The sequence below is a fragment of the Agrobacterium sp. 16-2014-1-2a genome, from assembly GCF_053522705.1.
Genome location: NZ_JBNWBX010000006.1, coordinates 295974 through 320391 on the forward strand (window position 1 = coordinate 295974; position 24418 = coordinate 320391).

The following is a 24418-nucleotide window of genomic DNA, read 5'->3' on the forward strand; positions in this document are numbered from 1 at the left end:
CTATTTCTGCTCATGAAGGTAGTAGCCTATGCCTCTAATGTTTTTGATGATAATGTCGGCCTCCGCTTCACCAAGCTTTCGGCGCAGGCGAGACATATTGGATTCCAGTGAGTTAGACTGGATCTCATCGTCAAATGAATAGACCTGCCCCTCAAGGGACGAGCGCAACACGGTACGACCTCGGTTTCTCAGCAGCGTTTCGATGATGAGCAGTTCCCTGCGGGTGAGCGCAAGCCGGATGCCGTTGACATGCACGTCACATGAAACACGATCATAGGTGACGTTTCCTGCCGACAGGACGAACGGGCCGGTTGTCGGTGCCCGCCTCAGCACGGCGCTCATTCTCGCGACCAGTTCGGGGATTTCGAAGGGCTTCGGTAAGTAATCGTCAGCACCGTCATTCAGCCCCGAAATTCGCTCGTCGGTCGACCTCAGAGCGGAGATGATGATCGATCGTGTATTTGAACCCGCGCGGCGTAAATCGGCGAGGAAGGTACTGCCATCACCATCCGGCAGTTGTCGATCGATAAGGACGATATCATAATCCGCCATAATAATCGCTTCCCGCGCCGTTGCCAGATCGCCAACGGCATCAAGGACAATGCCATGTTGCGAGAGGGCTACCTTCAAGGCATCCGTCATTTCCGGATCATCTTCGATAAGCAGAAGTTTCATAGTCGGGTACTCGTTCAAGTCGGACTATCGTTTCCGAAAATCCTTACAGCAAAACTACGACCCTTGGTCGAGATAAACTCGACGTTCGTGACGTCCTGACTGTCAGATTGCCGGATGTCATAAAACTGCTGCGGACGCGGAGACCGAAGGACCGGGGTTCGTCGGTATCGCTCTCACCTTTGACGTGAGGCAGCCCGACTGCAATCTCTATCGGCAGCGACCGTAATAATCCCGGTATCTGCAGTTGTAGCCGCGGCGATCCCGTTGTTCCCAGCGGTCGCGGCGGTTCCTGTCGTGACGTTCGCTGATGTTGCCTATCACAGCGCCACCCGCGCCGCCTGCGGCGGCTCCCACTGCTGCGCCTTCCCAGGTACCGCTTGCCAGCCCGCCGATTATAGCACCGCTCGCCGCGCCAATGCCGGCGCCCTTTTCCGTCTGGCTGCACGCGGTCAATACCACGCAAACAAATACGCCCGAGATAATCTTTTTCATGCCTATCCTTCCGTTCACCGCCACGGCGGTCGTCCATCGACCGTTGAGGCAGAGATGTATGGCCGCCGAAAATTACGGGGAAGTTACGCAGAACTGTCGCCATCGACACCTGTCGAAAGGGCAAATTCATTTAGGACGCGCGTCTTAGCGATCACCCATTCTCAGGTGACCGCCGCCCACCCATGGGATCCGGAATCTCGCTGTTCCTGGCTGAGCTCCAGAACGGGGAGCCGAAATGACTACATGCGGCTCCTCGCCAACGGTCTTGCGGCCCGACCGAGGGACCAATCTACTGATTTTGCACGCTTTACGCTGGATTGCCGACTATCAATCAGGAGGTCTCGTTTGAACTACAAGCTTTGATCAACGCCGAGTGGTCTTTGTCGCCCAAGCCTCTTTCCAGCGCGCCATTCATCAACTGATGAACCATCGCAGTGTTGGGCAGCATAAGCTCGAGAAGACGCGCCGACTCAAGCGCGAGCGATATGTCCTTGTGATGCAAACGTATGCGAAAGCCGGGCTCGAATGTTTCGTTGATCATCCTTTCGCCGTGAACCTCCAGCACGCGGGACGCGGCAAAGCCACCCATCAACGCCTTGCGCACGATCGAGGGGTCCGCTCCGGCTTTTTTCGAAAAGCGAAGGGCTTCCGAAACGGCCTGAATATTTAGGGCGACAACAATCTGATTGGCGACCTTTGCAACCTGACCGTTTCCAACGTCACCGATCAGGGTGATGTTCTTGCCCATCTTTTCAAACAGTGGCCTTGCGCGCTCGAAAATATCCGGTTTTCCGCCGACCATGATGGTCAGCGACGCCGCTTTGGCGCCAACTTCACCGCCCGACACCGGCGCGTCGAGATAATCGCATCCCAGCGCCTCAATACGGGCGGCAAAATCCTTCGTCGCAATCGGTGAAATCGAACTCATGTCGATGACGAGCTTTCCCGCATCGAGGCCGTGCGCGACGCCATCGTCACCGAACAAAACCGCTTCCACATCGGGCGTGTCCGGCAGCATCAAAATCACGATCTCGGCGCTGCGCGCCACTTCTGCACCTGAACCGCATGCCCTCGCACCACTTTTCAGGAGGGAGTTCGACACGGGTTTGACCCTGTGAAGATAAAGGTCATGTCCGGCATCGATCAGATGCTGCGCCATCGGGCGGCCCATGACCCCCAGTCCGATAAATCCTATTTTCATGGCTCAATCCTCCTGTTGATATGCTTTCAACCAGTCAAGACCTGCGCTGGTGGTCGACGCCGGTCGATATTCGCAGCCGACCCATCCGTCGTAACCAAGTTCATCCAGACGCCTGAAGATAAAATCGTGGTTGATCTCGCCCGTCCCCGGCTCATGACGTCCGGGATTATCGGCGATCTGAACATGGCCGATTTTGTCCTGCAGGCGCTCGAAGGTCGCGACGAGATCGCCCTGCATGATTTGCATGTGGTAGAAATCATATTGGATCAGCAGGTTGGAATGGCCGACACGGTCCATGATCCGCTCTGCCTGATCGGTGTTGGTGAGGAAATATCCGGGTATGTCGCGAGTGTTGATGGGCTCGAAGACAAGGGCAATTCCGGAATCCGCCAGACGTTGCGCAGCGTGACCGAGATTGCCAACAAGCGTGTCTTCCAGAACTTGCGGATCGACACCGGGCGGTTGAATACCGGCCAGACAATTGATCTTTCGGCATCCCAGAACTTTTGCATAGCGGATCGCCGTTTCAACGGACGTGTCGAATTCGGAGACCCTGTCCGGCAGGCAGGCAATGCCACGCTCGCCTGCGGCCCAATTGCCGGGCGGCAGGTTGAACAGAGCCTGGGTGAGTTTGAACCTCCTGAGCTCCGCTGCAATCGTCTCTGCCGCCTCCTCGTAGGGGCTGACATATTCGACTGCCGCAAAACCATCGGCAGCGGCAGCGGCGAACCGTTCCATGAACAAATGTTCGGTATAGAGCATAGATAGGTTGGCTGCGAATTTCGGCATCGACAATGACCTCAAAGTTGGTCTGCGCGCAGGCGGTGCAGCATGCGCTTGTTGCGGGGGTCGGGGTTCGGAACAGAGGAGATCAGTCGCTTGGTATAGGGCTGCGAGGGCGTTGTGCAGATGGTTTCCGCATGTCCGATCTCGACGATCTTGCCTTTGTGCATGACGGCGACGCGGTCGCAGAAATAGCGCACGACCGAGATATCGTGCGAAATGAAGATGAAGCTGAGATTGAGCTGCTTTTGAATGTCGAGCAACAGGTCGAGGATCTGGCTTCGGATCGACACGTCGAGCGCCGAGGTCGCCTCGTCGGCGACGATGACCTTCGGGTTGACGGCGAGGGCCCGCGCGATGCCGATCCGCTGGCGTTGACCACCGGAAAAGGCATGTGGGTATCTTTCCATCGCCAAGGGATCGAGCCCGACCTTCTGCAAAAGTTCGCCAACGCGGGTCTCCACCGCTTTGCCGGACATGCCACCGGCGATGACCAGAGGATCGCCGATGATCTGCTTCACCGTCATACGGGGGTTAAGCGACGCAAATGGGTCCTGAAAGATAAGACGCACATCCTGGTGGTAGCGGCGCAAATCCAATTTGCTCAGCGTGGTGACGTCCATCGGGGCCGCATCCGGGCATCCGCGATACGCGATTTTGCCGTAAGTGGGCTCAACGATCCGCAGTATCATTCGCCCTAATGTGGTTTTGCCCGATCCGCTTTCGCCGACAATGCCGAGATTTTCACCGGCAAATAGGTCAAGACTAGCATCATCCACTGCCACCAGCCCACGACCGCCGCCATGCGAAAACAATCCGGACGTCGCACCGTAGACTTTGGAAAGATTGCGCACCGACAGGATCGGAGCAACGTTGGCCGTCAGTGACGCCGGTAGCGTTCGCGTGGCTGCACCGCTCTCGAGCTTGACCGTCGCTTCCAGAAGTTGCCGTGTGTAGGGATGCTGACTGGCGTGGAAAATCTCGTCCACCGGCCCTTTTTCAACGATCTTGCCAAAACGCATGACGGCGACCTCGTCCGCTACTTCGGCAACGATGCCCATGTCGTGGGTGATGAGCAGCATCGCCATGCCGCGCTCCACCTGCAGCCGCTTGATGAGATCGAGGATTTCGGCCTGCGTCGTCACATCCAGCGCCGTCGTCGGCTCATCGGCGATCAGAACTTCCGGGTCGCAGGCGAGCGCCATAGCAATCATCGCCCGCTGACGCATTCCGCCCGAAAACTCGAAGGTGTATCTGTCGGCCATCACTTCCGGCTGCGGTATCTCAACCTGGCGCAGCAGTTCGATACATCGCTCCCGAGCCTGTCTCTTCGACACGCGGCGATGCAAGCGCACGGCTTCGATGATCTGTGAGCCGATGGTGTGGACCGGCGACAGCGAACTCATCGGTTCCTGAAAAATCAGGCCGATCCGTCCACCGCGAATGGCCAGAACCTCGCGACTGCTTGCGGCAAATTTCGCGATATCGACTGGTCCCTTGGGCCCATCGAGAACGATCTGGCCGCCTGTCATCTGTCCGGGCTTGTCGATGATCCGCATCAGGGCGCGGGCGATCACTGATTTGCCTGAACCGCTTTCCCCTACCAGCGCAAGCGTCTTTCCCCGTTCAAGGTTGAAACTGACATTGCGAACGGCATGGAGCACATGGGTTCTGAGATGGAAATCGATGGACAGGTCTTTGACCGCCAGCAAGGTTTCGTGCTTCGTCATCTCACTTCCTTTCAGCTATCGTAAGGGTCGGCTGCATCGCGCAGGCCATCGCCAAAGAAATTGAAGGACAGAACCGCCAGGACCACCGCAAGGCTCGGCCAGATCAGCAACCATGGCGCCGTGGCAACTGTTCGCACGTTCTGGGCATCCTGCAATAGCACACCCCAGCTGACGACCGGTGGTTTCAGACCGACCCCGAGAAACGACAGCGAGGTTTCAGCGACGATCATGGTCGGAATGGCAAGTGTCACCACCGCCAGGATGTGGCTGGTAAGTGATGGAAGGATGTGGCGGAATATGATCCGCCTTTCCCCTGCACCGTCCAGCCGGGCAGCCGTCACGAAGTCATCGCCGCGCAGCGCGAAGAATCGTCCCCGCACCTCGCGTGCCAAACCCGTCCAGCTCAGCAGGGAAACAATCAGGGTTACGACAAAATATACCGAAAGCGGCGACCAGTTTAGGGGAATGGCAGCGGCCAGCCCCAACCAGAGCGGAATGGTCGGCATGGCGCTCACAATCTCAATGATACGCTGGATGAGGGTATCGACCCAACCTCCGTAATAACCGGAGACCGCACCCATCACGACGCCGAGCGTCAGCGAAATGGCAACGCCGACAAGGCCGATGGACATGGAGACGCGGGTTCCATAAACGAGGCGGCTCATGAGGTCTCGTCCGAGCCGGTCCGATCCTAACAGGTACATTGGATCGCGGGCGTCGAGCGGCCCAACCAGATGCCTTTCCATCGGGATGATGCCCCACAGCTTGTAAGGCGCCCCTTTGACGAAGAATCCGATAGGAATGATTTTCGTGTCATCGACAACGAAGCTGCGGCGGAGGGCTTTCGGCTCGATCTCGATCTTGTAGCCCTTGACGTGTGGGAGAAAGCGGGAACCGCCATCGGCAGCCGGCGCAAATAAAGCGATGCTTTGCGGCGGCGCAAAGGTATATTGCGGGCGCGACGTGTTCGGCAGGCCCGGTGCGAGAAACTCGGCAAAGGCACCGATGAGATAGAGCAACAGAATAATGCCCGCAGCAAATGCTGCGACCTTGTGGCGAAAGAAACGCTGGCGAATGAGCGTCCATTGCCCTGCCGCCTCGAGGCTTACTACCTTGCGCCCGGACTTCAGAGGGCTGATGGCGGGGCCGGTTTCCAGCGCGATGGTGGGTTTTTGGTTGATCGACATGGCCGCCCCTTCAATTGAACCGGATGCGGGGGTCGAGCACCGCCAGCAATATGTCTGAAATCAGCATGCCCACCAGTGTCAGCACGCCCATTAAGAGAATGAAACTTCCGGCCAGATACATGTCCTGACCGACCAGCGCCCGCAGCAGAAGCGGTCCCGCCGTTGGAAGGTTCAGCACGATGGCGGTGATGGTGACGCCGGAAACGAGATCCGGCAGCACCCAGCCGATCGAGCTGACGAAAGGGTTGAGCGCGATGCGGACGGGGTATTTCACAATGACCTTGCGCTCCGGCAAACCCTTGGCACGCGCTGTGATGACATAGGGCTTGCTCAACTCGTCCGACAGATTTGCGCGCAGAATTCTAATCATGGCGGCAGTGCCTGACATGGCGATGACGATCACAGGTATCCACATGTGGCTGAGCATGTCTTTGAATTTTGCGATGCTCCACGGTGCATCGACGAAAGCGGGAGAAAATATGCCGCCAACGCTTTGTCCCAGAAACCGGTAGCTCGCATACATCAAGGTCAGCGCCATGATGAAATTCGGAACGGCCAGCCCGATAAAGCCGAGAAGCGTAAAGGCGTGGTCGCCGAAGGAATGGCGTCTGACCGCGGAATAGATCCCAATCGGGAGGGATATCGCCCAAACCAGTAAAAGACTCGCCAGCGAGATCAACAGCGTCGATCCCATCCGGTCCCAGATCAGGGTCGAGACCGGCTGGTTCCACTCGAAGGAGTATCCGAAATCACCCTGGGTCAATATTCCGCTGATCCACACGAAATACTGGACATAGACAGGTTGATCGAGACCATATTGCGCGCGCAGGCGCGCAATCGTCGCCTCGTCCAGATTCTGCCCGCCATCGGCCATGGTGGAGAGAAGCGAGGTCAGATAATCGCCTGGCGGCAATTGAATGATCATGAATGCGATCAAGGACATGCCGAACAGGGTCGGTATCATGTAAAGAACGCGCTTTGCCACATATGTCAGCATGGGTTCCTCCCGCTACACGCTATCCGGCTTATGAATGCCAGGTCAGATGAACCGTTTCGAGGTCCTGAATGGAGGGCACGGTGATTTCTGCACGGTTGCCAACGATCTTGCACGACGCGGCCTCGTTTTTCACAAGCAGTTTCACCGTGGCAGACGAGAGACCTTTTGGCAGCTCGATCGACAGTGTCTGCTCACCGATAGGGTAGACCTCCCGCAAAGGACCTTTCATCATCATCGGGTTGGTAAGGTTGACGAGGAAGATTGCCATCGAGTCCTCGTTTTCATAAACGGCGATGTCTATGATACCCTTCCCTTCGACCGCCACACGATGGTCTTGGCCAAGAGCCCAGTTCACGGCGTTGGCGATCAGCTTGCCATGATCGGGTGCAAGTACTTTCCAGAAGACCTCGCCAATGTTCCATGGAATGTACACCACACGGCCTCCATGTCTGGTCTCACGCGCAATCACCGCAGCACCGTTCGGGGCTTCGCGTGGGTAGACTTCCTCCATGGGCAGATCCGGAAAATCAGGGACGTAGAGGAAAGGCGTTTCAACGTCCGGATTGGCATCGACGGCAATCAGGTGTGTGCCGCCGATAATGCGTGCGGCGCCCTCGTAGCCCACGTTCAAGGGGTGCGGATCGGACAGTGCAACATAGGTGTTCTTGACCGGGCCGCGTGGCGCCGATGCCAGCGAGGCACCAAAGACATTTGATAGTCCAAAATTACCGCGCCGCTCGCCGACTTCATTACAGAGCGAGGTTTCATGCGCGGCAACGATCGACCCGCCGCGCTGTACATACTGTTCGATAGCCGCGCATTGTTCGTCCGACAGATAGGTCGCATTGGCCAGAATAATGACCTTGAAGCGATCAAGCGCATCCGGGGTCATGACCTGATCGGATAGAAATTCAAACGGAATGCGTGCTTCCACCAGCGCATGATAAAAGCCGAGATCATTATGTTCGGCGATATGACGTTGCTCCGGTGCCCAGTGCCGCAACGTCGTGGATGGATCAATGATCGCGATTTCGGCAGTTGGCTGCATGCCCTCCAGATACGGCTCAATGTCCGCATGAAGATTAAAGGCTTCTGCAACGGGCTTCACCCAGCGGTTGTCAGGAACGCAGGCATTGAATTTGGTGAACCATGGGAAAAGGCCCTGCGCAATGCCGTCGTGAATCCAGAGCTTGATTTCCTCACCGCTCTGAACGGAATCCTTCCATCGGTACTCTTCCTCTGGTCCGATGGAGGTGATGAGGCCAACGGGTCGGTTGCGGAACGTTCCACGAATGCGTTTGCCGTTCCGTCCAGCAGACCAGCCAACCTCCACACCTTGTCGCGCCTGGTGGTCCACGAACAGGATCGGGCAATGTTTCTGGATGAGCGAAAGGTCGAATTCCATCAGTGACGAACCGCTCATATTTGGAATGAAGCTGGCATGGGGACGGATGGATTTGACCGTCTCGTCCCAATAGACCACGAGCTCGGTAAGTATCCGTCTGCGCCACGCCGCCCACGCCTGCCATGCCGGATCCGTCGCATCCGGTCTCATCGGCAAATCAAAACCAGTTTCCTGCCTGAATCGTATGCGATTGTCGTCGCTGTAGGACACGCCATGGCCCTGCCAGCGGTTGGCGAACACGGCATCGACGTCATATTTGGTCACGACTTCACGAATGACGTCGGTGGTGAACTCCCGATTATAACTTCCCAGCGCATCGGTGACGTAGATACCGGGAAATGCCCAGTGCTCACGCGGACTTCCGTCCTGATTGATGGCCACCCATTCGGGATGGGCCAGTGCTGCATCCTCGTGGATCGCATGTGGGTCGACGCGCGCCATGACGTGCATTCCCAATTTGCGCGCGCCTTCCACGATCGTGCCAAACGGATCGGTATCGCCAATGAAGCTGGACACGTAATGCAGGGGGATTTCGCTTGGGTAATAGGCGATATAGCCGCCAGCAGAAAGGCAGACTGCATTCGACTTGGTGCGCTTGAAGACGTCGATCCAGAACTCGGGGTCATATTTCGCCGGATCGTCTTCTGCAAAGGTCAATTGGGTCCAGCGAGTGGCGGATTTAAACCAGTCTGGAGAACGAACGGCAGCTCTGGAAATGGCGTTTGGTCGATGCAACATGTGTTCTCCAATGACAATATTATGCCGTCACGCCCTTTGGGGGCGGCTAAAAGGTTTGATGTTTCCATCCGGGTTCAGTTGATGCCGGAATGGAACGGTGGGATCAGGCCTTGAAAAAGGTTTCGGGGTTGGCGGGCCCGGGTGTGGGATATCCCCACGAATTCGGCATGGATTTGGGAACGTTCTGCATGTTGTTCTTAACCACGCCGTAACTGTCGCTGGGCAGGCAAACGCCGAAGACGTAAAACTGGTCGGCCGCGATCTCCAGTATTTCGGACATCAGCTTGCGCTGCACATCCGGGTCCGGCGAGCCCAGCACGCGGTCATAGCGTGACAATGCGTCCTTGACCGGCTGAGGCGGCTCGACCGCACCCTTGGAAGCAGGATCGCGGTACCACAATTGCCAGCCCTTGGCGTAGAGCGCCTCGGTCGTATTGGGAATGAAATAGCGCGGATCGAGAATAGCCGCGATGCCGCCATTGCCGCCGAAGCGGTGTGCAGTGGCGTCATAGTCGATGCCCTGACGCACGCGCACCTCCCAAAGCGAACGGTCCATGCTTCGCATCTGCACGTCCACACCCACCGCGTGAAACATCGGCAGCGCCAGCTGGAAAATGTCAAGGAATGTGGTTCGAGCCTGGTCGATCTCGAATATGACCGTCACACGCTTGCCGTTTTCATCTTGCCGGAAACCCTCGCCATCCTTGGTGGGAAGGATCTCGTCGAGCAGAGCGTTGGCGGCGTCGGGGTCGTATTGGGTGAATTGCGTAGCCAGACGTTCGTTATAAAGAGGATCCTCCGCCCGCACGGCCGGTTGGGAGATCGTTCCCTGTCCGATGAAAACAGTGTCGATAATCGCCTGCCGGTCCAGCGCCATTGACAGCGCGGCCCTGAAATCCCTGTTGCCGTAAAGCTTGCGTTTGGCTTCGTCCGGATGATTGAGATTAAGCTGGAAAACCATCTCGTTCGTTTCGGTCGACGTCAGCGTATATAAGCCAAACTGGCCCTGGTCTTGGGAGTCGTAAAGCACTGCCCGGTTTGCAGGCGTGGCGATATACTGGTCCATCAGATCGATTTCGCCCTGCATCGCTTTCAACAACAACACCTGTGCGTCTGCGACCATCTGGTAGACGATGCGATCAATGTAGGGTAGTTGATTTCCCTCCGTATCGACCTTCCAGTAGAACGGGTTGCGCTCGGCGATCGCACGGTCGGTGCTCTGTCCTGGCGCAACCGCCATCTTCCACGCGTGGATAACGGGACGTTGCGAGTTCTGAAAGAACTCGTTGTCCACGACGAGGCCCGCTTCTCGCTGAAACAGTTGAATCCAGCCAGACGCGCCCTTGGCCTTGGCTTCCTGTTCAGCATTTGGGTTGTACTTGATGTGGAACTGCTTGAGGTAGTGTTTCGGTGCACGGGTGGTCTGATCGTCGTTCGCCCATGCCAGCCGCAAAGGGAAGAGACCGTTGGGCGCAGCGAAAATCACCTTGAACGTCACATCGTCCAACGCCTCGAAGCGCGCCTTTTGTCCGCCCGCACGCAGATGGTTCTGGCCGATGTCGTTAAGGCCCTCGTAATTGAAGATGTCCTCGTACCAGAACATGATGTCCTCGGTAGTGAACGGCTGACCGTCAGACCACTTCATGCCCTTGCGCAATCTGAAGGTGAACTCCGTGGCGTCGGCATTGCTTTCGTAGTGCTCTGCGACATTCGGTACCACATCCGACCAGTCCGGCTTATATCGCAACAGCGGCTCGTAAGCCTGATATCGAAACAACATCGACAGGGACCCACCACCGACGATCGCGCTGTTCCAGTCACCACCATGTGTTCCGACGCGGTCAAGCGGCGTGATGACAAGTGGATTGAGCGGCAGGCGGTCCACTACGGCGGGCAGCTTACCCTCCTTGACCAAGGCGTTCAGCATGGCGGGGTCTTTGACGGTCTTCGTCTGCGCAAACGCTGGTAAAGCGGGTAGTATGACGGCAGCGGTGCTCGCAGCGAGAAACGCGCGGCGATTTAATCCTTGCATTTGTTTTCCTCCTCCACTCACGCATCGCGGAATTATCTCTCCTCCTCAGGATCGATCCCGCAATTTGCGGACGGCTGCGACGCCAAAAAAGTAGCTTGCATGTCCGTATTTGTTTAGCTTGTATTATGTACTTTGTTAGGTAAAGCGTTATGTTAAACTTATTTCGAGACGCAGGTTCATCGTGGGAGGATGCGTTATGCGCAAAGTGACATTGCAGGACATCGCAAATCACACCGGCCTATCAAAATTTGCGGTCTCATGCTCACTTTCAGGAAAAGCCGGGGTTAGTGAGGCGACGCGCAAACGCGTCGAGGACGCTGCCATGATGCTAGGCTACCAGCGCCCGAAGCCCGCCGACGAGCAACGCGAGATCACTCTGATCTTTCACGATCAGGTCGATAGCGTGAGCTACGAGTTGCGGACGATGCTGCAGGACGGCATGCAGAAGGAGGCGCATCGACTGGGTCAAGCCGTACGGTTGCAGTGGACGCACGACGCCGATAGGGTCGAAGCGATGGTGAAAGATAGTGCTGGCGTCATTCTTGTTGGGCCGCACGAACAAAAGACGCTGGACATTGTAAATGCGTCGGGTTTGCCTTCTGTTCGACTGGGGTGGGTGTTTCCACTTGAACAGGCCGATCATGTCGGCGGCACGGACCACGAGGCAGGGATAGCGGTCGGCGATTATTTGTTTGGACTCGGGCATCGCGACATCGCTTTCGTGCAGGGGCAGGAAGGCTATCGCGGTCGTATGGAGCGATATCACGGTCTGCGCGAAAGTTTAGAGCAACATGCCGATGCAAGACTGCATGTCCTGCGCTTTGACGAAGATGGTGGCTTTATCCCTGCGCTGCAAACTCTTCACACTGCCGGAATCGGGCCCACAGCTCTGTTCTGCGCTCACGATGGGCTGGCGCTGACCGCTGTTTCCGAGCTACTAGCACGTGGCTACCGCATACCAGACGACATGTCCGTTGTCGGATTCGGTGATTTTTCCGCCGCGACCCAAATATCTCCTCCCCTGACGACCATCAGAGTACAAGGGGGGGAGATGGGCGCTACAGCGATGCGGCTATTGTTGGAACGCATTGAAACAAGAGGGCAGCCGGTCGTCGCAAAACGCATTCTTATCGCCTCGACCTTTATCGAGCGACGCTCATCGGGGCCTGCCCCTAGACATTCGAAATGGTTAACTCCCTTCGAGCGATGAAAACAACCCGCTCTTGATGAAAATCGAACCTTCAGCCCATCTATTTGTCATGAATTGAGAGGCAAGGGATCTGTGCCTTCACTTAGAATTGCGAGGTATCGTCGATAGCTGAACACGCGGCCGCGCCTGCGGCCGGTGACCTCATCAACGATGCCCAATCGTTCTAGGTCGGCAAGTGCAGCGTTGACCGTTGGTGCGGACAAACCAGTCACCTGAACAATCTGGTTCGCTGTGTGAAAAGGATTCTGCTGGAACAGCTCGTGAATGCGAAGGGCCGACCCTGCTCTATCACTCTCCATCGTTATCCGCTCCCGATCTTCTTTGAAAAGATCGACGATCTGAGTAGCAGCCTCAAACGCTTGATTGGCAGTGTCGGCGACGCCCGTCAGGAAGAACTCCAGCCAAGCTTCCCAATTACCATGTTCGCGAACCTCTTGCAGTAGCCGATAGTATTCTCTCCGATGCGACTTCAGATAGAGGCTGAGGTAGAGCAGCGGCTTTCGCAAAACGGCGTTCATGCAAAGATATAGGGTTACAAGCAGCCGGCCGATACGACCGTTACCATCGAGAAACGGATGGATCGTTTCGAACTGCACGTGCAGCAGGCCAGCTTTGATTAGCGCCGGTAACCTCGATTGGTCGTCATGCATGAAGCGCTCGAACGCGTCCAGGCAACCGGCCATTTCAATGACGGGTGGCGGTACAAAGAGTGCGTTACCGGGGCGCGTGCCACCAATCCAATTTTGCGAGCGGCGGAACTCTCCCGGATCTTTGGTGCCTCCCCGACCACTGTGTAGGAGTCTGGCATGCATCTCACGGATCAGACGCAACGACATGGGAAGCGTTTCTAGCCGCTCTAAACCATACATCATGGCGTCAACATAGTTGGACACTTCACGGATATCATCAACCGGCTGCCCGGCTTGAGCTTCGGTCTCAAACCGCAAGAGATCAGAAAGCGTCGACTGCGTGCCTTCAATCTGCGAGGAAAGAACGGCTTCTTTTCTTACGTACATATAAAGAAACAGCTCCTGTCTCGGCAGCAGCATTGTGATGCCATCCAGGCGTCCTAGCGCGCGCTCAGCCAAGCTGAGACGCTCGAGCAATGAAAGCACATCAATCGCCGGTTCGGGCGGCAATGGTGGGGGCACGAACGCCCGCACTGTTTCACTGGCAGCGACCGTCTCGACGAAACGACCCAGGCGGTTTTTGGATTGGGAATCAGACATAACCCAATATCAGTCGCTCCCCTTATTTAAGCAAGGCGCATTTCATTTAATTAAGCGACAGACGTAGATAAGCGCGCTTAATTAACGCGCCGACATTGAATTCCCGACCTTTAATCCAGGCGGCATAGGCGCCTAATACGTTGGATAGCCGTCATTATAAGTGACACGCCCGATACACCCTTTGTTAAAGCTCGCCCCCTATTTCCGCTCGCCCTTGGTACTGGTGCCGAGAGAAACGGAATGAGCATGACCAAACACGACCTTTCATCACGTCATTTTCAGCGAAAAATCTCGGAATTCTGCGAGCTTCGTATCGCTCCGATCGCATCCAGGCGGGTATTGGAGAATATACGGCCTTATCTGGCCAGTTTGATCATCTACCGGAAATCGCCCCCGCTTCTGAATGGCCACATCGACTGGACGATGATCGGTCAGGCCTGTGGGATCGAAGCCGAGTTGACGGCAGAACTGAAAAAGCAGCTCCGACCATGCTTGGATGCAATCATCCGCTGGCTCGGCGCACCACCAGCGGCCGAAGAACGACGACCGCCAAAGCCAACAGTTAGCTCGGGCAAAATGGCCCCCGCTAAGAAGGCAGCTTCCGCACGCTCCGCACGCTCCGCCCGACAGCCACAACGCGCGCCGACCGGCGGCACCTTTGTCAGGTCTATGTCAACATCGAGCGGCCCAGCACCAAAACCGATAAGCCCTTTCCCACAGGGACTATTTGAAGCGACAGAAGATCCGGCGAGCTTTCAGGACGCATTGATCTATCATATGCGGCGGTTCGGCGACACCTATTGGCAACTCTATCGCGCCGTTGTTCATCTGAATGAGACCTTTGACAACAAGACGCTGCTATCCTGGATCCAGGGCGAGCGAGTGCCCCGATCTGTAACGAGTTTCGATATGCTGCGCCGCATCGAGCGACGCTACCAACTTCCCGAGGGATATTTCAAAGAGAAACTGCCGCACCAGGCACGCTCATTGTATGGTCACGATCTCGGTGACATCAGCCCGGCTGAGCGGCGAAGGATCTCCGCGCATCTTCCGGATGATTTCAGCAGTCTGCCGTTCTCCAAACGCGAAGAAATCCTGGATTGGGTGCGCCGCGTCATAATTTCCGGCTCGACGGAATATCGCCGCTATCAGGCGGCAGCCAGCAAGCAGCGTTATGCCATCCGCTTTCCTGGCGTCACCTATGGCGGCGGCTTCCTTGCCCCTCGATCGTTGGTCTCTGCAGCCGGCGCTAATCAGAACGTCGCGGCAGAACTTGATGATCCGGATCTGCTCTCCGGCGTTTCCGACGCGCCGCCAAGGCTTGCGATGGAAATGGCTGACCTCATCCGTTTTAAAACCTCAACACTGACCGCGATTGGTTTCCAACGAAACGGCGCCTGGGGTGAGGAGACGGCCTCTCAGAAGATCGAGCACCTCGGGTTGATGTTCGGCGCACTAGCGGCTTCTCCAAGCAGTGCCGTGAAGGGCTGCGGCGTACCACTTAGCCAATTGAGCTTTGGCCTTCTCATATTCCCTGGCGTCTGGGACTGGTATCTGCAGTGGCGGGAACAACGACGTGGCTTTTACACGAAATGGGAAGAAGACATGCTGATGGTCGCCCAAGCCCTATCCCGCGCAGACGTCGGTTGGATCCGGCAGCATCCGGAGCTGCTTCGGAATGTCCGGCCCATCGCGGGTTTAATTGAGCAGGAAGAGATCGACTTCGCGGCTCGCGACTGGCATGGCGCCTGTGATGCGTTTCACCGACATGCTGCGAACCGTTCCAAGGAGATTCAGCGAGTGATGCGCGTGCATCGCGATCCATTTGAACCGATTATGTGTGTACTTGAAGCGGACAGTCCGTTAGCGGAATATCGCAAGATCACGGACGAGATCGTGAAACGAATGCCGGACGAGAACAGATATCCACGACCGGCCGCCGAAGCCGTCAGATCATTCCTGCTGCTTCGGCTTGGCTTGCACCTTGGGCTCAGACAAAAAAACCTTCGCCAGTTACGCGTCTGCCCGCGCGGACACTATCCGACATCTGAACGGCGGCTTGAGGACATGAAATGTGGTGAGCTGCGCTGGAGTGATCGCGACCATGGCTGGGAGGTGCTTATTCCATCAGTCGCGTTCAAAAACTCTGGCTCCTCCTTCTTCGGACAGAAACCATTTCGGCTGGTACTGCCGGACCTGCTCGATCTCTACAAATATCTCGATGTCTATATCGACCGTCATCGTGGTGTCCTTCTTGGAGGAGCCAAAGATCCCGGAACCCTGTTCGTAAAGACGGTGAAGACCACCAGCATCGACGCAGCTTACAACTCGACCACATTCTACGAGGCTTGGAGGACCGTCATCCAACGCTATGGAATTTATAACCCTTATACCGGACGAGGTGCCATCAAGGGCCTGCTGCCGCATGGACCGCATAACCTGCGGGACATTCTCGCGACGCATATTCTGAAGCAGACCGGATCGTACGAGCAGGCGAGCTACGCAATTCAGGATACGCCCGATGTCGTTCAGCAGCACTACGGTCGCTTTCTGCCGCAAGACAAAGCCGCACTGGCTGCCAAGATTCTCAATCAGGTTTGGGAAGCTGCGTAAGATCGAATGAGATGCTCGGCTCAGATCCCCATACCATGTTGCATCTGGACCGAGCCTCCTCGTCTCGCCTTGAACGGATGTGAACCTACGACCCTCCTATTGGAATGAAGATAACTCGCTTAAAATCAGCAGTTTAAGGTCGGCGCTTCCTCGAACGGACGGCTATCGAGTTGGAAATAAGGCTGACGCTTTTGGCCGCATGAAGACTATCTAAGTGATATTTAACCGAGGCATCCTATGGATGTGTAAATAGACACCTGGGGAGAAGATATGTCGCGCTACAGCCCGTTTCATCCAAATTCAGAGACCACCTTGGAGGCGGCGACGGAATGGAGAGACCGCTGCCTGAAGAAGGACGGATCGCTTTTCGGACCTGATCAACTTTGGTCCAATGATGGGCTCGTTGAAGTCGCCGAACGCTTTAGCGGGGCTGTCGAAAGCGGCGTCGGCGGATTTTACGAGAAGTTGACGGAGCAGTTCAAAGGGGCATCTGCGAACGCCTGCAAATTGCTGTCCGAGATCCTCTGGATCCTGTACCTCTTCCCTAACAACATGGGCCCCCGCTCGAAGCGCGAAGGTATAGGCAACGTATGGGCATGGTCGGAAGCGCCGCTCGAAGGTGAGCAGGCCGAGCGACTTCTTTCCGACGATGTCCTGAAGGGCCTCGGCTCCGGCGGCCCGGGCTTTATGAACCATAGGCCGCGTGAACTGGGCTTCCTTATTCGTGCCATGACTTCCTTCAAGTCATTCTCACCCGAAATGCAGCTGTCTTTGCTAAATGATGGGTGGGCTTTTGCGACATGGCTGGATGAAGTGCCTGACGCCGGCAGACGGCAACTCAAGCTGATGGTGCCGCATTTGCTTTTTCCTGACACGTTCGAGCGCTTTTCAAGCACGGGGCAAGTCGGGCAGGTTCTTGAAACGCTTGGGAACCTGCCCCGTACAACGGTCAGCCAGATGACCAAGATTGAGCAAGATCGTGAACTTGCGCGCGTTCGCCAGGAGTTGGAGGAGAGCCGAGGAGAACTGATCGACTTCTACCAGCCCGACGTCAAGGAGGTCTGGGATCCAGCGAAAGAAATCGCCGATGCGTCAACCCCGACCTCCGTCGGCATCCACGACTTCGCGGGTGCCGAAGAGATTTCGTCGAGCATGCCACTCAACCAAATTTTGTATGGCCCTCCCGGCACGGGCAAGACCTTTCAAGTCGTCGATCGAGCCGTCGCCATACTAGACCCGAATTTTCTGGTTCGGTCGGAGGGGCATCGCAAAGGCCTGAAAGATCGTTTCGACGAACTTGTCGATGAAGGCTCAATCCGCTTCGTCACGTTTCATCAAAGCTTCAGTTACGAGGAGTTCATAGAAGGCCTGCGAGCGGAAACGACGGAGGCAGGCTCTGTCCGCTATGTTGTTCGCGATGGCATCTTGAAGTCGTTCTGTGAACCGCCCGTCCGGCCCTTCAAGCTCGGAGAGCAGTTCTCGAGCGGATATGTGGTCAACCGATGCACTCCAGAGATTTTATGGCTCGACAAGCCTAACGGCGCGCAACTGCCTTTTCCTTGGAAGGTGCTCGACGAACTCGCCGACGCGGTCCGGCATGGCAAGCTCACCGTCCAAGACATACGGGACAAGAAGGTCTTCGATCTCATTCCCGATTGCCGGCTCGAGAAGTTCCTCGTCAACGGATACAATAACATCATCCCGGTTCTCGTTGAGCGGCTTCTCGAGCGCTTCTCTTCCAAAAGTGACGTCCTCCGCAAGAGGGTCCTCATCATCGACGAGATCAACCGAGGCAACATCTCAAAAATACTCGGCGAGACGATCACACTGATCGAACCGTCAAAACGTCTAGGGTCCAAAGAAGCGCTAACGACGATCCTGCCCTATTCGAAAACCACGTTCGGCGTTCCAGTCGGGCTTCACATCATCGGCACGATGAACACTGCCGATCGCTCGCTTGCGTCTATCGATATGGCTCTACGCCGTCGCTTCGTTTTCGAGGAAATCGAGCCACAGACGACGCAACTCGAAGGCGTCGAGATCGCAGGCGTTGATCTTGCCCAGTTGCTTTCGGTGATGAACGCGAGGATCGAGGCGCTTCTGGATCGTGATCACCGCCTGGGACATGCCTATTTTCTAAACTTGCAGGCATCAGACGACATCGATCAACTCAAGGAGCTTTTCTCGCGGAGGATCATCCCGCTTTTAAAGGAATACTTCTTCGACGATTGGCGGCGAATTCGCCTCGTCTTGAATGATCAGCGAAAGAACGACCCTCGGGATCAATTCGTCATCGAGGGACCGCACGACGCCGCAACGCTGTTTGGGCCCGAACAACAAGGGGTTGCGATCAATAGAACCTGGCGGATCAATCCCACGGCCTATGATCGACCAGAGTCCTATAGACAAATCATCGGCGTACAGAATGCCGACCGTTAGGGAGTTCGCCCGGCTGACGACCAGGGTGGTATCTTCATCCCTGGACCGCGCGTCGATCTCGGCGAGTGCGTTTGATTGGCTATTGCGGTACGGGCGAGGCAATGAAGAAGATTTACCCTTTGTACAGATCTCGTCGCCCGATACGATAAGCCTCCAAAACTATGTCGGCGTGATCGAAACACCCTGCGGCACGCGGATCGAAATCCTGCCGAAGCACGTCTCAGAGACGTCCGACCTCACGAGCATCCGCAGCCTGCTCATCAAGATGATAACGGAAAGCCTCGATTTGTTCCCTCGTCGCGCGGGCAACGCGGACGTCACGGCCTTCCATATGCCGATGACCGAGTGGTTTGCCGGCGCGTTCCTCGACGAAGCTTCGGACCTGATCAGGCGGGGCCTCCGCTCTGGCTATGCCACCATTGAGACAAGAGAGCCGTTTCTTCGCGGACGACTTGACGTCCCAAGGCAAATCGGCGCGGCCGGCGGACTTCATCAGTTTAGTGTTCAATTGGACGAGTATTCGCTGGACCGGCCGGAAAACCGGATCTTGCGGTCCGCCGTCGAACACATCGCCCGCAATACGTCCTCGTCGGAAAATTGGCGCCGAGCCAGAGAACTGTCAGCGCTCCTCGGCGAGGTACCAGAAAGCGGAAACGTCGGCTCCGACCTTGGTAAATGGGAGCGAGGGAGGCAACTCGCCGACTATGGACGCGTTAAGGCGCTGGCCGAACTGCTGCTCACCCATCGGCTGCCGTTCGCGACGCTCGGCGACCGGAAAGGAATGAGCATGCTGTTTCCAATGGAGAGGCTGTTTGAACGGTATGTCTTCTCTTCTATGTCGGCCTCGCTCAAAACAAGCTTCAAATCCGTTTGGCAACCGAACCGACATCACCTCTGCTCCCTCGGCGCGGATGAATGGTTTCGGTTGAAACCCGACATGCTGGTGCATAACGAGGCGCGGAGATGGATCATTGATGCGAAATGGAAGCGTTTGAACCGCGACCGAAGCGCAAACTTTGGACTGACGCAAGCGGATTTCTACCAGCTCTTCGCGTATGGTGAGAAGTACTTGCAGGGGTCGGGAGACATGTTCTTGATGTATCCTGAGACCGATGAGTTTCCCGAAGTGCCGGGACCGTTCGAATTTTCCCGGGATCTTCGCCTTCACGTATTGCCATTCGATTTGCATTCGCGGACAGCACCCGTGTGGCTATCCGTCATAGACCGCGACCGTAACCAGGAATCGACGGCTTAGTTTCGGATTCGGGCCAGCCCTTAGCAGCGACGCTCAAGTTCGAATGCTAAGGCTCACGTCCCACACTCGTCATTAAAGCAGGCAGTAAATGGTCTGCACAAACATGCATCTTTGAGGCGTAGAGCAGAGGATTCGGGGATGGTCAGTGGTGTCTGGCGCTGCACGTTTTCCAAGAGCCGATGTGGTGCACCGGGGATCAGTAGCACCTGAAGGTCATCGCCTTTTTCCTTGAAACTTGGTCTAGCCGATTGCGAATCACTACAAGAGCAGTTGACAAATCGATCTCTACAAATGCGAATGGGAAGAGGGCGAAAATTAATAACGTTTCACCGCCATAATAAGAGCCTGTGCGAAACGTCGCGACGTACGGATCCTGATCGGCGGCGCGACACAAGAACTTAGAATGCTGAATACTTGATGATAAATGTTGTCGATTTCTTCTGCGGTTGTGGCGGCACCAGTGCTGGGCTGCGTAATGTTGGCATGAATATTGTCGCTGGGATCGATATCGACACCGATGCCGGAAAGACTTATGCCGCGAATTTTCCAGATGCCACCTTCGTGCAGCGCGACATCCGTGGCTTCGAACCGTCGGAGCTGGAAAAGATGCTTGACGGCATGCAAGGGAAATTCCTGTTTGCGGCATGCGCACCATGTCAGCCTTTCACAAAACAGGTCACCCAAAAGAAGGATGGCGACATCCGCCGCGAGCTGCTCGATCATTTCCATAAGTTCGTGGAGCAACTTCACCCAGACTATGTGCTTCTGGAAAACGTGCCCGGCCTCCAGAAAATTGCCCAAACGGAAGGTCCCCTTGGCCGCTTCCTCGATCTGCTGCGGACCCACGGCTACAGCTTCGACGTAAAGGTCGTCTCGTCTCTTGATTATGGGGTTCCTCAAGTCCGAAGAAGGCTAGTTCTTATCGCAAGCAGGCTCGGACCCATCAGCGTGCCTGCAGCGACCCATGGCGTGATCTCAGAAAGGCCCCATGCCACCGTGTGGGACTGGATTGGCGATCTCCCCTCGATCCGTGCTGGTGAAGAGGACTACGCCGTTCCAAATCATAGGGCGGCCAAACTGTCGGAACTGAACCAGACTAGGATTCGCAACACGCCGGTCAATGGCGGCCGCCGGGACTGGCCTAGCGATCTAAACTTGCGCTGCCACGAGGGTCATTCTGGACACACGGATGTCTATGGTCGCATGTCCAAAGATCGACCTGCCGCGGCGCTTTCGACGCGCTGCATCAGTCTTTCCAATGGGAGATACGGGCACCCAACCCAGGATCGTGCTATCAGCGTGCGTGAGGCCGCCCGGCTCCAGACCTTCCCGGATAGCTTCCAATTCAGCGGAAGCATGAATTCCATGGCAAAACAGATAGGCAATGCTGTTCCGGTCAAGCTCGCCGAGGCAATGGGAACTGCGGTCTTTGCCCACTTGAGCCAAATGACCACGGACCGCAGCAATGGCTAACTTCAAAGTCCGTGCAAGAACTCTCGATATGCTCGGACGGCAGCAGATCGCCGGCGTGCCTACGGCACTGAGCGAACTGTTCAAGAATGCGCACGATGCCTATGCCAAGCGTGCCGAGGTCGACTACTTCCGGGATGAAAAGCTTCTCGTCCTCCGCGACGACGGTCTCGGGATGACACGAGTCGACTTCGAGCAGCGGTGGCTGACACTCGGAACGGACAGCAAGGTCAACAGTGCCGCCGGACTTGCGCCGCCGCCAGTCGATGCCAATCAGAAGACTCGCCCTATCCTCGGAGAAAAGGGCATCGGTCGGCTCGCCATCGCGGTCATCGGCCCACAGGTTCTTATCGTCACGCGCGCCAGACGAGAAGGCATCGCGCAACCCACGCTCACCGCGGCCTACATTCATTGGGGCATGTTCGAGCTGCCTGGTTTAGACCTCAGCGAGGTAGTCATACCGATCAGGGAACTAAGCGCAGATGTCCTTCCCAGCGATGACACCGTTCGCGGCATGGTGAATGAGGCGCGTGCCGCTCTTGAGCAGATCGGTTCTCGGGTGCAGTCGAACCAGCGACAGCGTATTCTCGACGAAATGGAAGAATTCTCCGTGTCGCCGCAGACGATGGAGACATACCTTAACGAACCTAAGCTCACCGGAGACGGTTCTGGAACCCATTTCTATATTTTGCCCGCCGACAGTCTCATCGAGAGTGACATTGATGCGCGCGACCACGAGGGTAAGGCCACCAGGTTCGAAAAGCACCTAATTGGCTTTACGAACACCATGACCACAACGGCCGAGCGCGCTCCTCCGATCGTGACTCGGTTCCGCGACTACGTGGACGAGAGCTCGCCGATAGAACGCCTTGGCGAGAATGCCTTTTTTACAAAGGACGAGTTCGGCGAGGTCGACCACCATATTTCTGGAACCTTCGACGAATTTGGGCAGTTCCGCGGTCAAATCGGGGTCTATCACACAGCGCCGGAGTCCTATGTTCTTAATTGGCCAGATGGCGACAATCGCCCAACCCGCTGTGGGCCTTTCAAAGTCGATTTTGCCGTAGTTCAAGGCGCTGCCCGCGATAGCCTGGTGCCGCCAGAAGAATACGTCCGACTAACCAGGAAGCTACAGAAGCACGGCGGTGTCTACATTTACAAGGATGGCATCCGGGTCCAGCCCTACGGAGATTCCGACTACGACTTTCTTGACATAGAGAAGCGACGCACGCTCAGTGCCTCCTACTACTACTATTCGTATCGAAGGCTGATGGGCGTAATAGAGCTCGACGGCGTGCAAAACGTCGAGTTGTCTGAGAAAGCGGGCCGCGAGGGCTTCCGCGAAAACCTGGCTTACAGACAATTTCGCTCGATCCTGATGAACTTCTTCCTACAGACCGCTGCTGACTATTTCCGCGAAGAGGGCAAATATTCAGGCACGTGGGAGGTTGGCCGTTCGGACCTTCAGAAGAACGCCGAGATCAGAGCAAAGAAGGCCAAACAGTCCACAACAAAGAAGCGCGTTTTGCAGGCAGAGCTGAACGAATTCTTCCAATCGCTGGAAGATCGCGTGCCGGAATTGTCGGTCAAGTCGGAGCTTGAAAGTCTCGCTACTCGTGTAGCCGATATTGTCGACAGTCGTCGCGATGGACCATCCAAGGCGCTGGCGCTGATGCGCGTCGAGAAGGAAACTAAGGACGTCATTTACGGGCTACAGTCCGGCCTACAGATCCAGAAGCCGCGCGGAGTTGGGCTGACACGAGCGATGAACAACGAGTGGATTGCCTATCAGACGGAACGAGAGCGGTTGGAAAACTCGATCTTCCAGACCGCTAACGCCTCCATATCCGATATCATCAACCGCGCGGCTGAGACCAACGGCATCCACGTCGATGAAGCCAACAGGTTTATGGGCAACGTTAGATCAAGTGCCGATCGCTCGAAAGAGCAGATCAAGTCCTCGCGCGCCAAAGGCGATCAGGCGATCAACGACCTGTACACCAAGGCTAAAGCTATCAACGCCGATGCGACAAAGACGGTAAACCTTGCTTTGGACCGGCTTTTGGTCGAGGCCCAATCCTTCGTGGCGGCAGCAAAGCCGGAAGATCTGGACAAGGAACGCGAACGGATAGTCGGAGAATTCACTGCTCTTTTCACGAAGGAAAACACCCGCATCCTCGACCTGCAGAACCAGATCAATCTGGTTAGACGCTTCATTGACGGCGACGGATTTGATGCCGACGAATTGACGGAGTCGCTCGAGGAGGAACTTGAGGAGCTTCGGGACCGCCGCTCGTCGGAGCTTGAACTTGCGCAGATCGGACTCGCCATTAGCGCAGTTAACCACGAGTTCGATAAGGCTGTGCATACTTTGCGGGACGGTTTCCGGAGGCTAGAAGGTTGGGCAAAGGCGAATCCAGAAATCACAAGTCTCTACCACTCGATGTTCTCAAGCTTCGAGCATCTAAATGGATATCTCACGCTCTTCACCGAGATGGACATTCGGTTTAATCGCGAGACGACGCGCATCACCGGCAAGGACGTGCTCGACTTTGTCCGCAAGCTGTTCGAACTCATTCTCGAACAGGAATCGATCGAGTTGAACGCAAGCGATGCCTTCAACTCGTATTCGTGGGAGGGGCATACCTCGACCTTCTATCCGGTCTTCGTGAACTTGGTCGACAATGCCATCTATTGGCTTCGAGATAAGCGGACCGGGACCAAGAAAGTTTTCTTCGACGTCGACGTCGACGACCTCCTAGTGATCGACAACGGGCCTGGCATCAGTCCTCGCGACCGCGAGAATGTGTTCAGTTTGAATTTCACCAGGAAGCCGGGAGGACGCGGCATGGGACTATACATATCGCGCCAAGCGCTGAAGAAGATCGGCTATGAGCTACGGCTTGATCCTGCGGACAGCGGAACTATTTTTCGAATTGCACGGGCTGGGCAGGAATAGGGC

At 56.2% G+C, this 24418-nt stretch carries 16 protein-coding genes; 6 read left to right on the top strand and 10 right to left on the bottom strand.

The window, feature by feature from the left end; genetic code table 11:
- From ACQZ45_RS19190 to ACQZ45_RS19230, 9 genes are all read right to left on the bottom strand, one after another.
- The gene (locus ACQZ45_RS19190) at positions 1–675 is read right to left on the bottom strand and encodes a response regulator transcription factor (protein ID WP_448742463.1); all 675 of its coding nucleotides are present in this window, start codon (positions 673–675) and stop codon (positions 1–3) included.
- A 207-nt stretch (positions 676–882) separates the two neighbouring features.
- Positions 883–1167 (bottom strand): YMGG-like glycine zipper-containing protein, encoded by a 285-nt coding sequence (locus ACQZ45_RS19195; RefSeq protein ID WP_448742464.1) that lies wholly within the window; start codon positions 1165–1167, stop codon positions 883–885.
- Positions 1168–1498: 331 nt separating this feature from the next.
- A complete protein-coding gene (locus ACQZ45_RS19200; RefSeq protein WP_448742465.1) occupies positions 1499–2368 on the bottom strand; it encodes a 2-hydroxy-3-oxopropionate reductase in 870 nt (289 codons plus the stop codon).
- Positions 2369–2371: 3 nt separating this feature from the next.
- A complete protein-coding gene (otnI, locus tag ACQZ45_RS19205) occupies positions 2372–3157 on the bottom strand; it encodes a 2-oxo-tetronate isomerase (RefSeq protein WP_448742466.1) in 786 nt (261 codons plus the stop codon).
- 11 nt (positions 3158–3168) lie between these two features.
- Entirely contained in the window at positions 3169–4881 is a 1713-nt protein-coding gene (locus tag ACQZ45_RS19210) for an ABC transporter ATP-binding protein (protein WP_448742467.1), read from the bottom strand.
- A gap of 11 nt (positions 4882–4892) precedes the next feature.
- Positions 4893–6068 (bottom strand): ABC transporter permease, encoded by a 1176-nt coding sequence (locus ACQZ45_RS19215; RefSeq protein ID WP_448742468.1) that lies wholly within the window; start codon positions 6066–6068, stop codon positions 4893–4895.
- 10 nt (positions 6069–6078) lie between these two features.
- Positions 6079–7065, bottom strand: coding sequence for an ABC transporter permease (locus ACQZ45_RS19220; RefSeq protein WP_448742469.1), 987 nt, complete (start codon positions 7063–7065; stop codon positions 6079–6081).
- Positions 7066–7093: 28 nt separating this feature from the next.
- Positions 7094–9208 (bottom strand): family 10 glycosylhydrolase, encoded by a 2115-nt coding sequence (locus ACQZ45_RS19225; RefSeq protein ID WP_448742470.1) that lies wholly within the window; start codon positions 9206–9208, stop codon positions 7094–7096.
- A 103-nt stretch (positions 9209–9311) separates the two neighbouring features.
- On the bottom strand, positions 9312–11240 hold the full coding sequence (locus tag ACQZ45_RS19230) for an ABC transporter substrate-binding protein (protein ID WP_448742471.1): 1929 nt from the start codon (positions 11238–11240) through the stop codon (positions 9312–9314).
- A gap of 196 nt (positions 11241–11436) precedes the next feature.
- Between ACQZ45_RS19230 and ACQZ45_RS19235 the strand changes: the two genes are divergently transcribed.
- Entirely contained in the window at positions 11437–12450 is a 1014-nt protein-coding gene (locus tag ACQZ45_RS19235) for a LacI family DNA-binding transcriptional regulator (RefSeq protein ID WP_448742472.1), read from the top strand.
- Positions 12451–12497: 47 nt separating this feature from the next.
- Here the strand turns inward: ACQZ45_RS19235 and ACQZ45_RS19240 are convergent, their stop codons facing one another.
- Positions 12498–13679, bottom strand: a complete 1182-nt coding sequence (locus ACQZ45_RS19240) for a Fic family protein (RefSeq protein ID WP_448742473.1) — start codon at positions 13677–13679, stop codon at positions 12498–12500.
- A 240-nt stretch (positions 13680–13919) separates the two neighbouring features.
- On the opposite strand from ACQZ45_RS19240, the gene ACQZ45_RS19245 reads away from it, so the two are divergent.
- From ACQZ45_RS19245 to ACQZ45_RS19265, 5 genes are all read left to right on the top strand, one after another.
- On the top strand, positions 13920–16292 hold the full coding sequence (locus ACQZ45_RS19245; protein ID WP_448742474.1) for a hypothetical protein: 2373 nt from the start codon (positions 13920–13922) through the stop codon (positions 16290–16292).
- 270 nt (positions 16293–16562) lie between these two features.
- Positions 16563–18731: an McrB family protein gene (locus ACQZ45_RS19250; RefSeq protein WP_448742475.1), complete on the top strand. Its 2169-nt coding sequence runs from the start codon at positions 16563–16565 to the stop codon at positions 18729–18731.
- Positions 18718–19986: an McrC family protein gene (locus tag ACQZ45_RS19255; RefSeq protein WP_448742476.1), complete on the top strand. Its 1269-nt coding sequence runs from the start codon at positions 18718–18720 to the stop codon at positions 19984–19986. Before ACQZ45_RS19250 ends, ACQZ45_RS19255 begins: the two co-directional genes overlap by 14 nt.
- Positions 19987–20403: 417 nt before the next feature.
- Positions 20404–21459: a DNA cytosine methyltransferase gene (locus ACQZ45_RS19260; RefSeq protein WP_448742477.1), complete on the top strand. Its 1056-nt coding sequence runs from the start codon at positions 20404–20406 to the stop codon at positions 21457–21459.
- Complete coding sequence (locus ACQZ45_RS19265) at positions 21452–24415, top strand: ATP-binding protein (protein ID WP_448742478.1); 2964 nt, start codon at positions 21452–21454, stop codon at positions 24413–24415. Before ACQZ45_RS19260 ends, ACQZ45_RS19265 begins: the two co-directional genes overlap by 8 nt.
- Positions 24416–24418 lie beyond the last annotated feature (3 nt).

Coding starts and splice junctions, on each gene's coding strand:
- ACQZ45_RS19260 (WP_448742477.1), top strand. CDS start 20,404: ATGATAAATGTTGTCGATTTCTTCTGCGGTTGTGGCGGCACCAGTGCT.
- otnI (WP_448742466.1), bottom strand. CDS start 3,157: ATGCCGAAATTCGCAGCCAACCTATCTATGCTCTATACCGAACATTTG.
- ACQZ45_RS19200 (WP_448742465.1), bottom strand. CDS start 2,368: ATGAAAATAGGATTTATCGGACTGGGGGTCATGGGCCGCCCGATGGCG.
- ACQZ45_RS19240 (WP_448742473.1), bottom strand. CDS start 13,679: ATGTCTGATTCCCAATCCAAAAACCGCCTGGGTCGTTTCGTCGAGACG.
- ACQZ45_RS19255 (WP_448742476.1), top strand. CDS start 18,718: ATGCCGACCGTTAGGGAGTTCGCCCGGCTGACGACCAGGGTGGTATCT.
- ACQZ45_RS19235 (WP_448742472.1), top strand. CDS start 11,437: ATGCGCAAAGTGACATTGCAGGACATCGCAAATCACACCGGCCTATCA.
- ACQZ45_RS19250 (WP_448742475.1), top strand. CDS start 16,563: ATGTCGCGCTACAGCCCGTTTCATCCAAATTCAGAGACCACCTTGGAG.
- ACQZ45_RS19245 (WP_448742474.1), top strand. CDS start 13,920: ATGAGCATGACCAAACACGACCTTTCATCACGTCATTTTCAGCGAAAA.
- ACQZ45_RS19220 (WP_448742469.1), bottom strand. CDS start 7,065: ATGCTGACATATGTGGCAAAGCGCGTTCTTTACATGATACCGACCCTG.
- ACQZ45_RS19195 (WP_448742464.1), bottom strand. CDS start 1,167: ATGAAAAAGATTATCTCGGGCGTATTTGTTTGCGTGGTATTGACCGCG.
- ACQZ45_RS19265 (WP_448742478.1), top strand. CDS start 21,452: ATGGCTAACTTCAAAGTCCGTGCAAGAACTCTCGATATGCTCGGACGG.
- ACQZ45_RS19225 (WP_448742470.1), bottom strand. CDS start 9,208: ATGTTGCATCGACCAAACGCCATTTCCAGAGCTGCCGTTCGTTCTCCA.
- ACQZ45_RS19190 (WP_448742463.1), bottom strand. CDS start 675: ATGAAACTTCTGCTTATCGAAGATGATCCGGAAATGACGGATGCCTTG.
- ACQZ45_RS19215 (WP_448742468.1), bottom strand. CDS start 6,068: ATGTCGATCAACCAAAAACCCACCATCGCGCTGGAAACCGGCCCCGCC.
- ACQZ45_RS19230 (WP_448742471.1), bottom strand. CDS start 11,240: ATGCAAGGATTAAATCGCCGCGCGTTTCTCGCTGCGAGCACCGCTGCC.
- ACQZ45_RS19210 (WP_448742467.1), bottom strand. CDS start 4,881: ATGACGAAGCACGAAACCTTGCTGGCGGTCAAAGACCTGTCCATCGAT.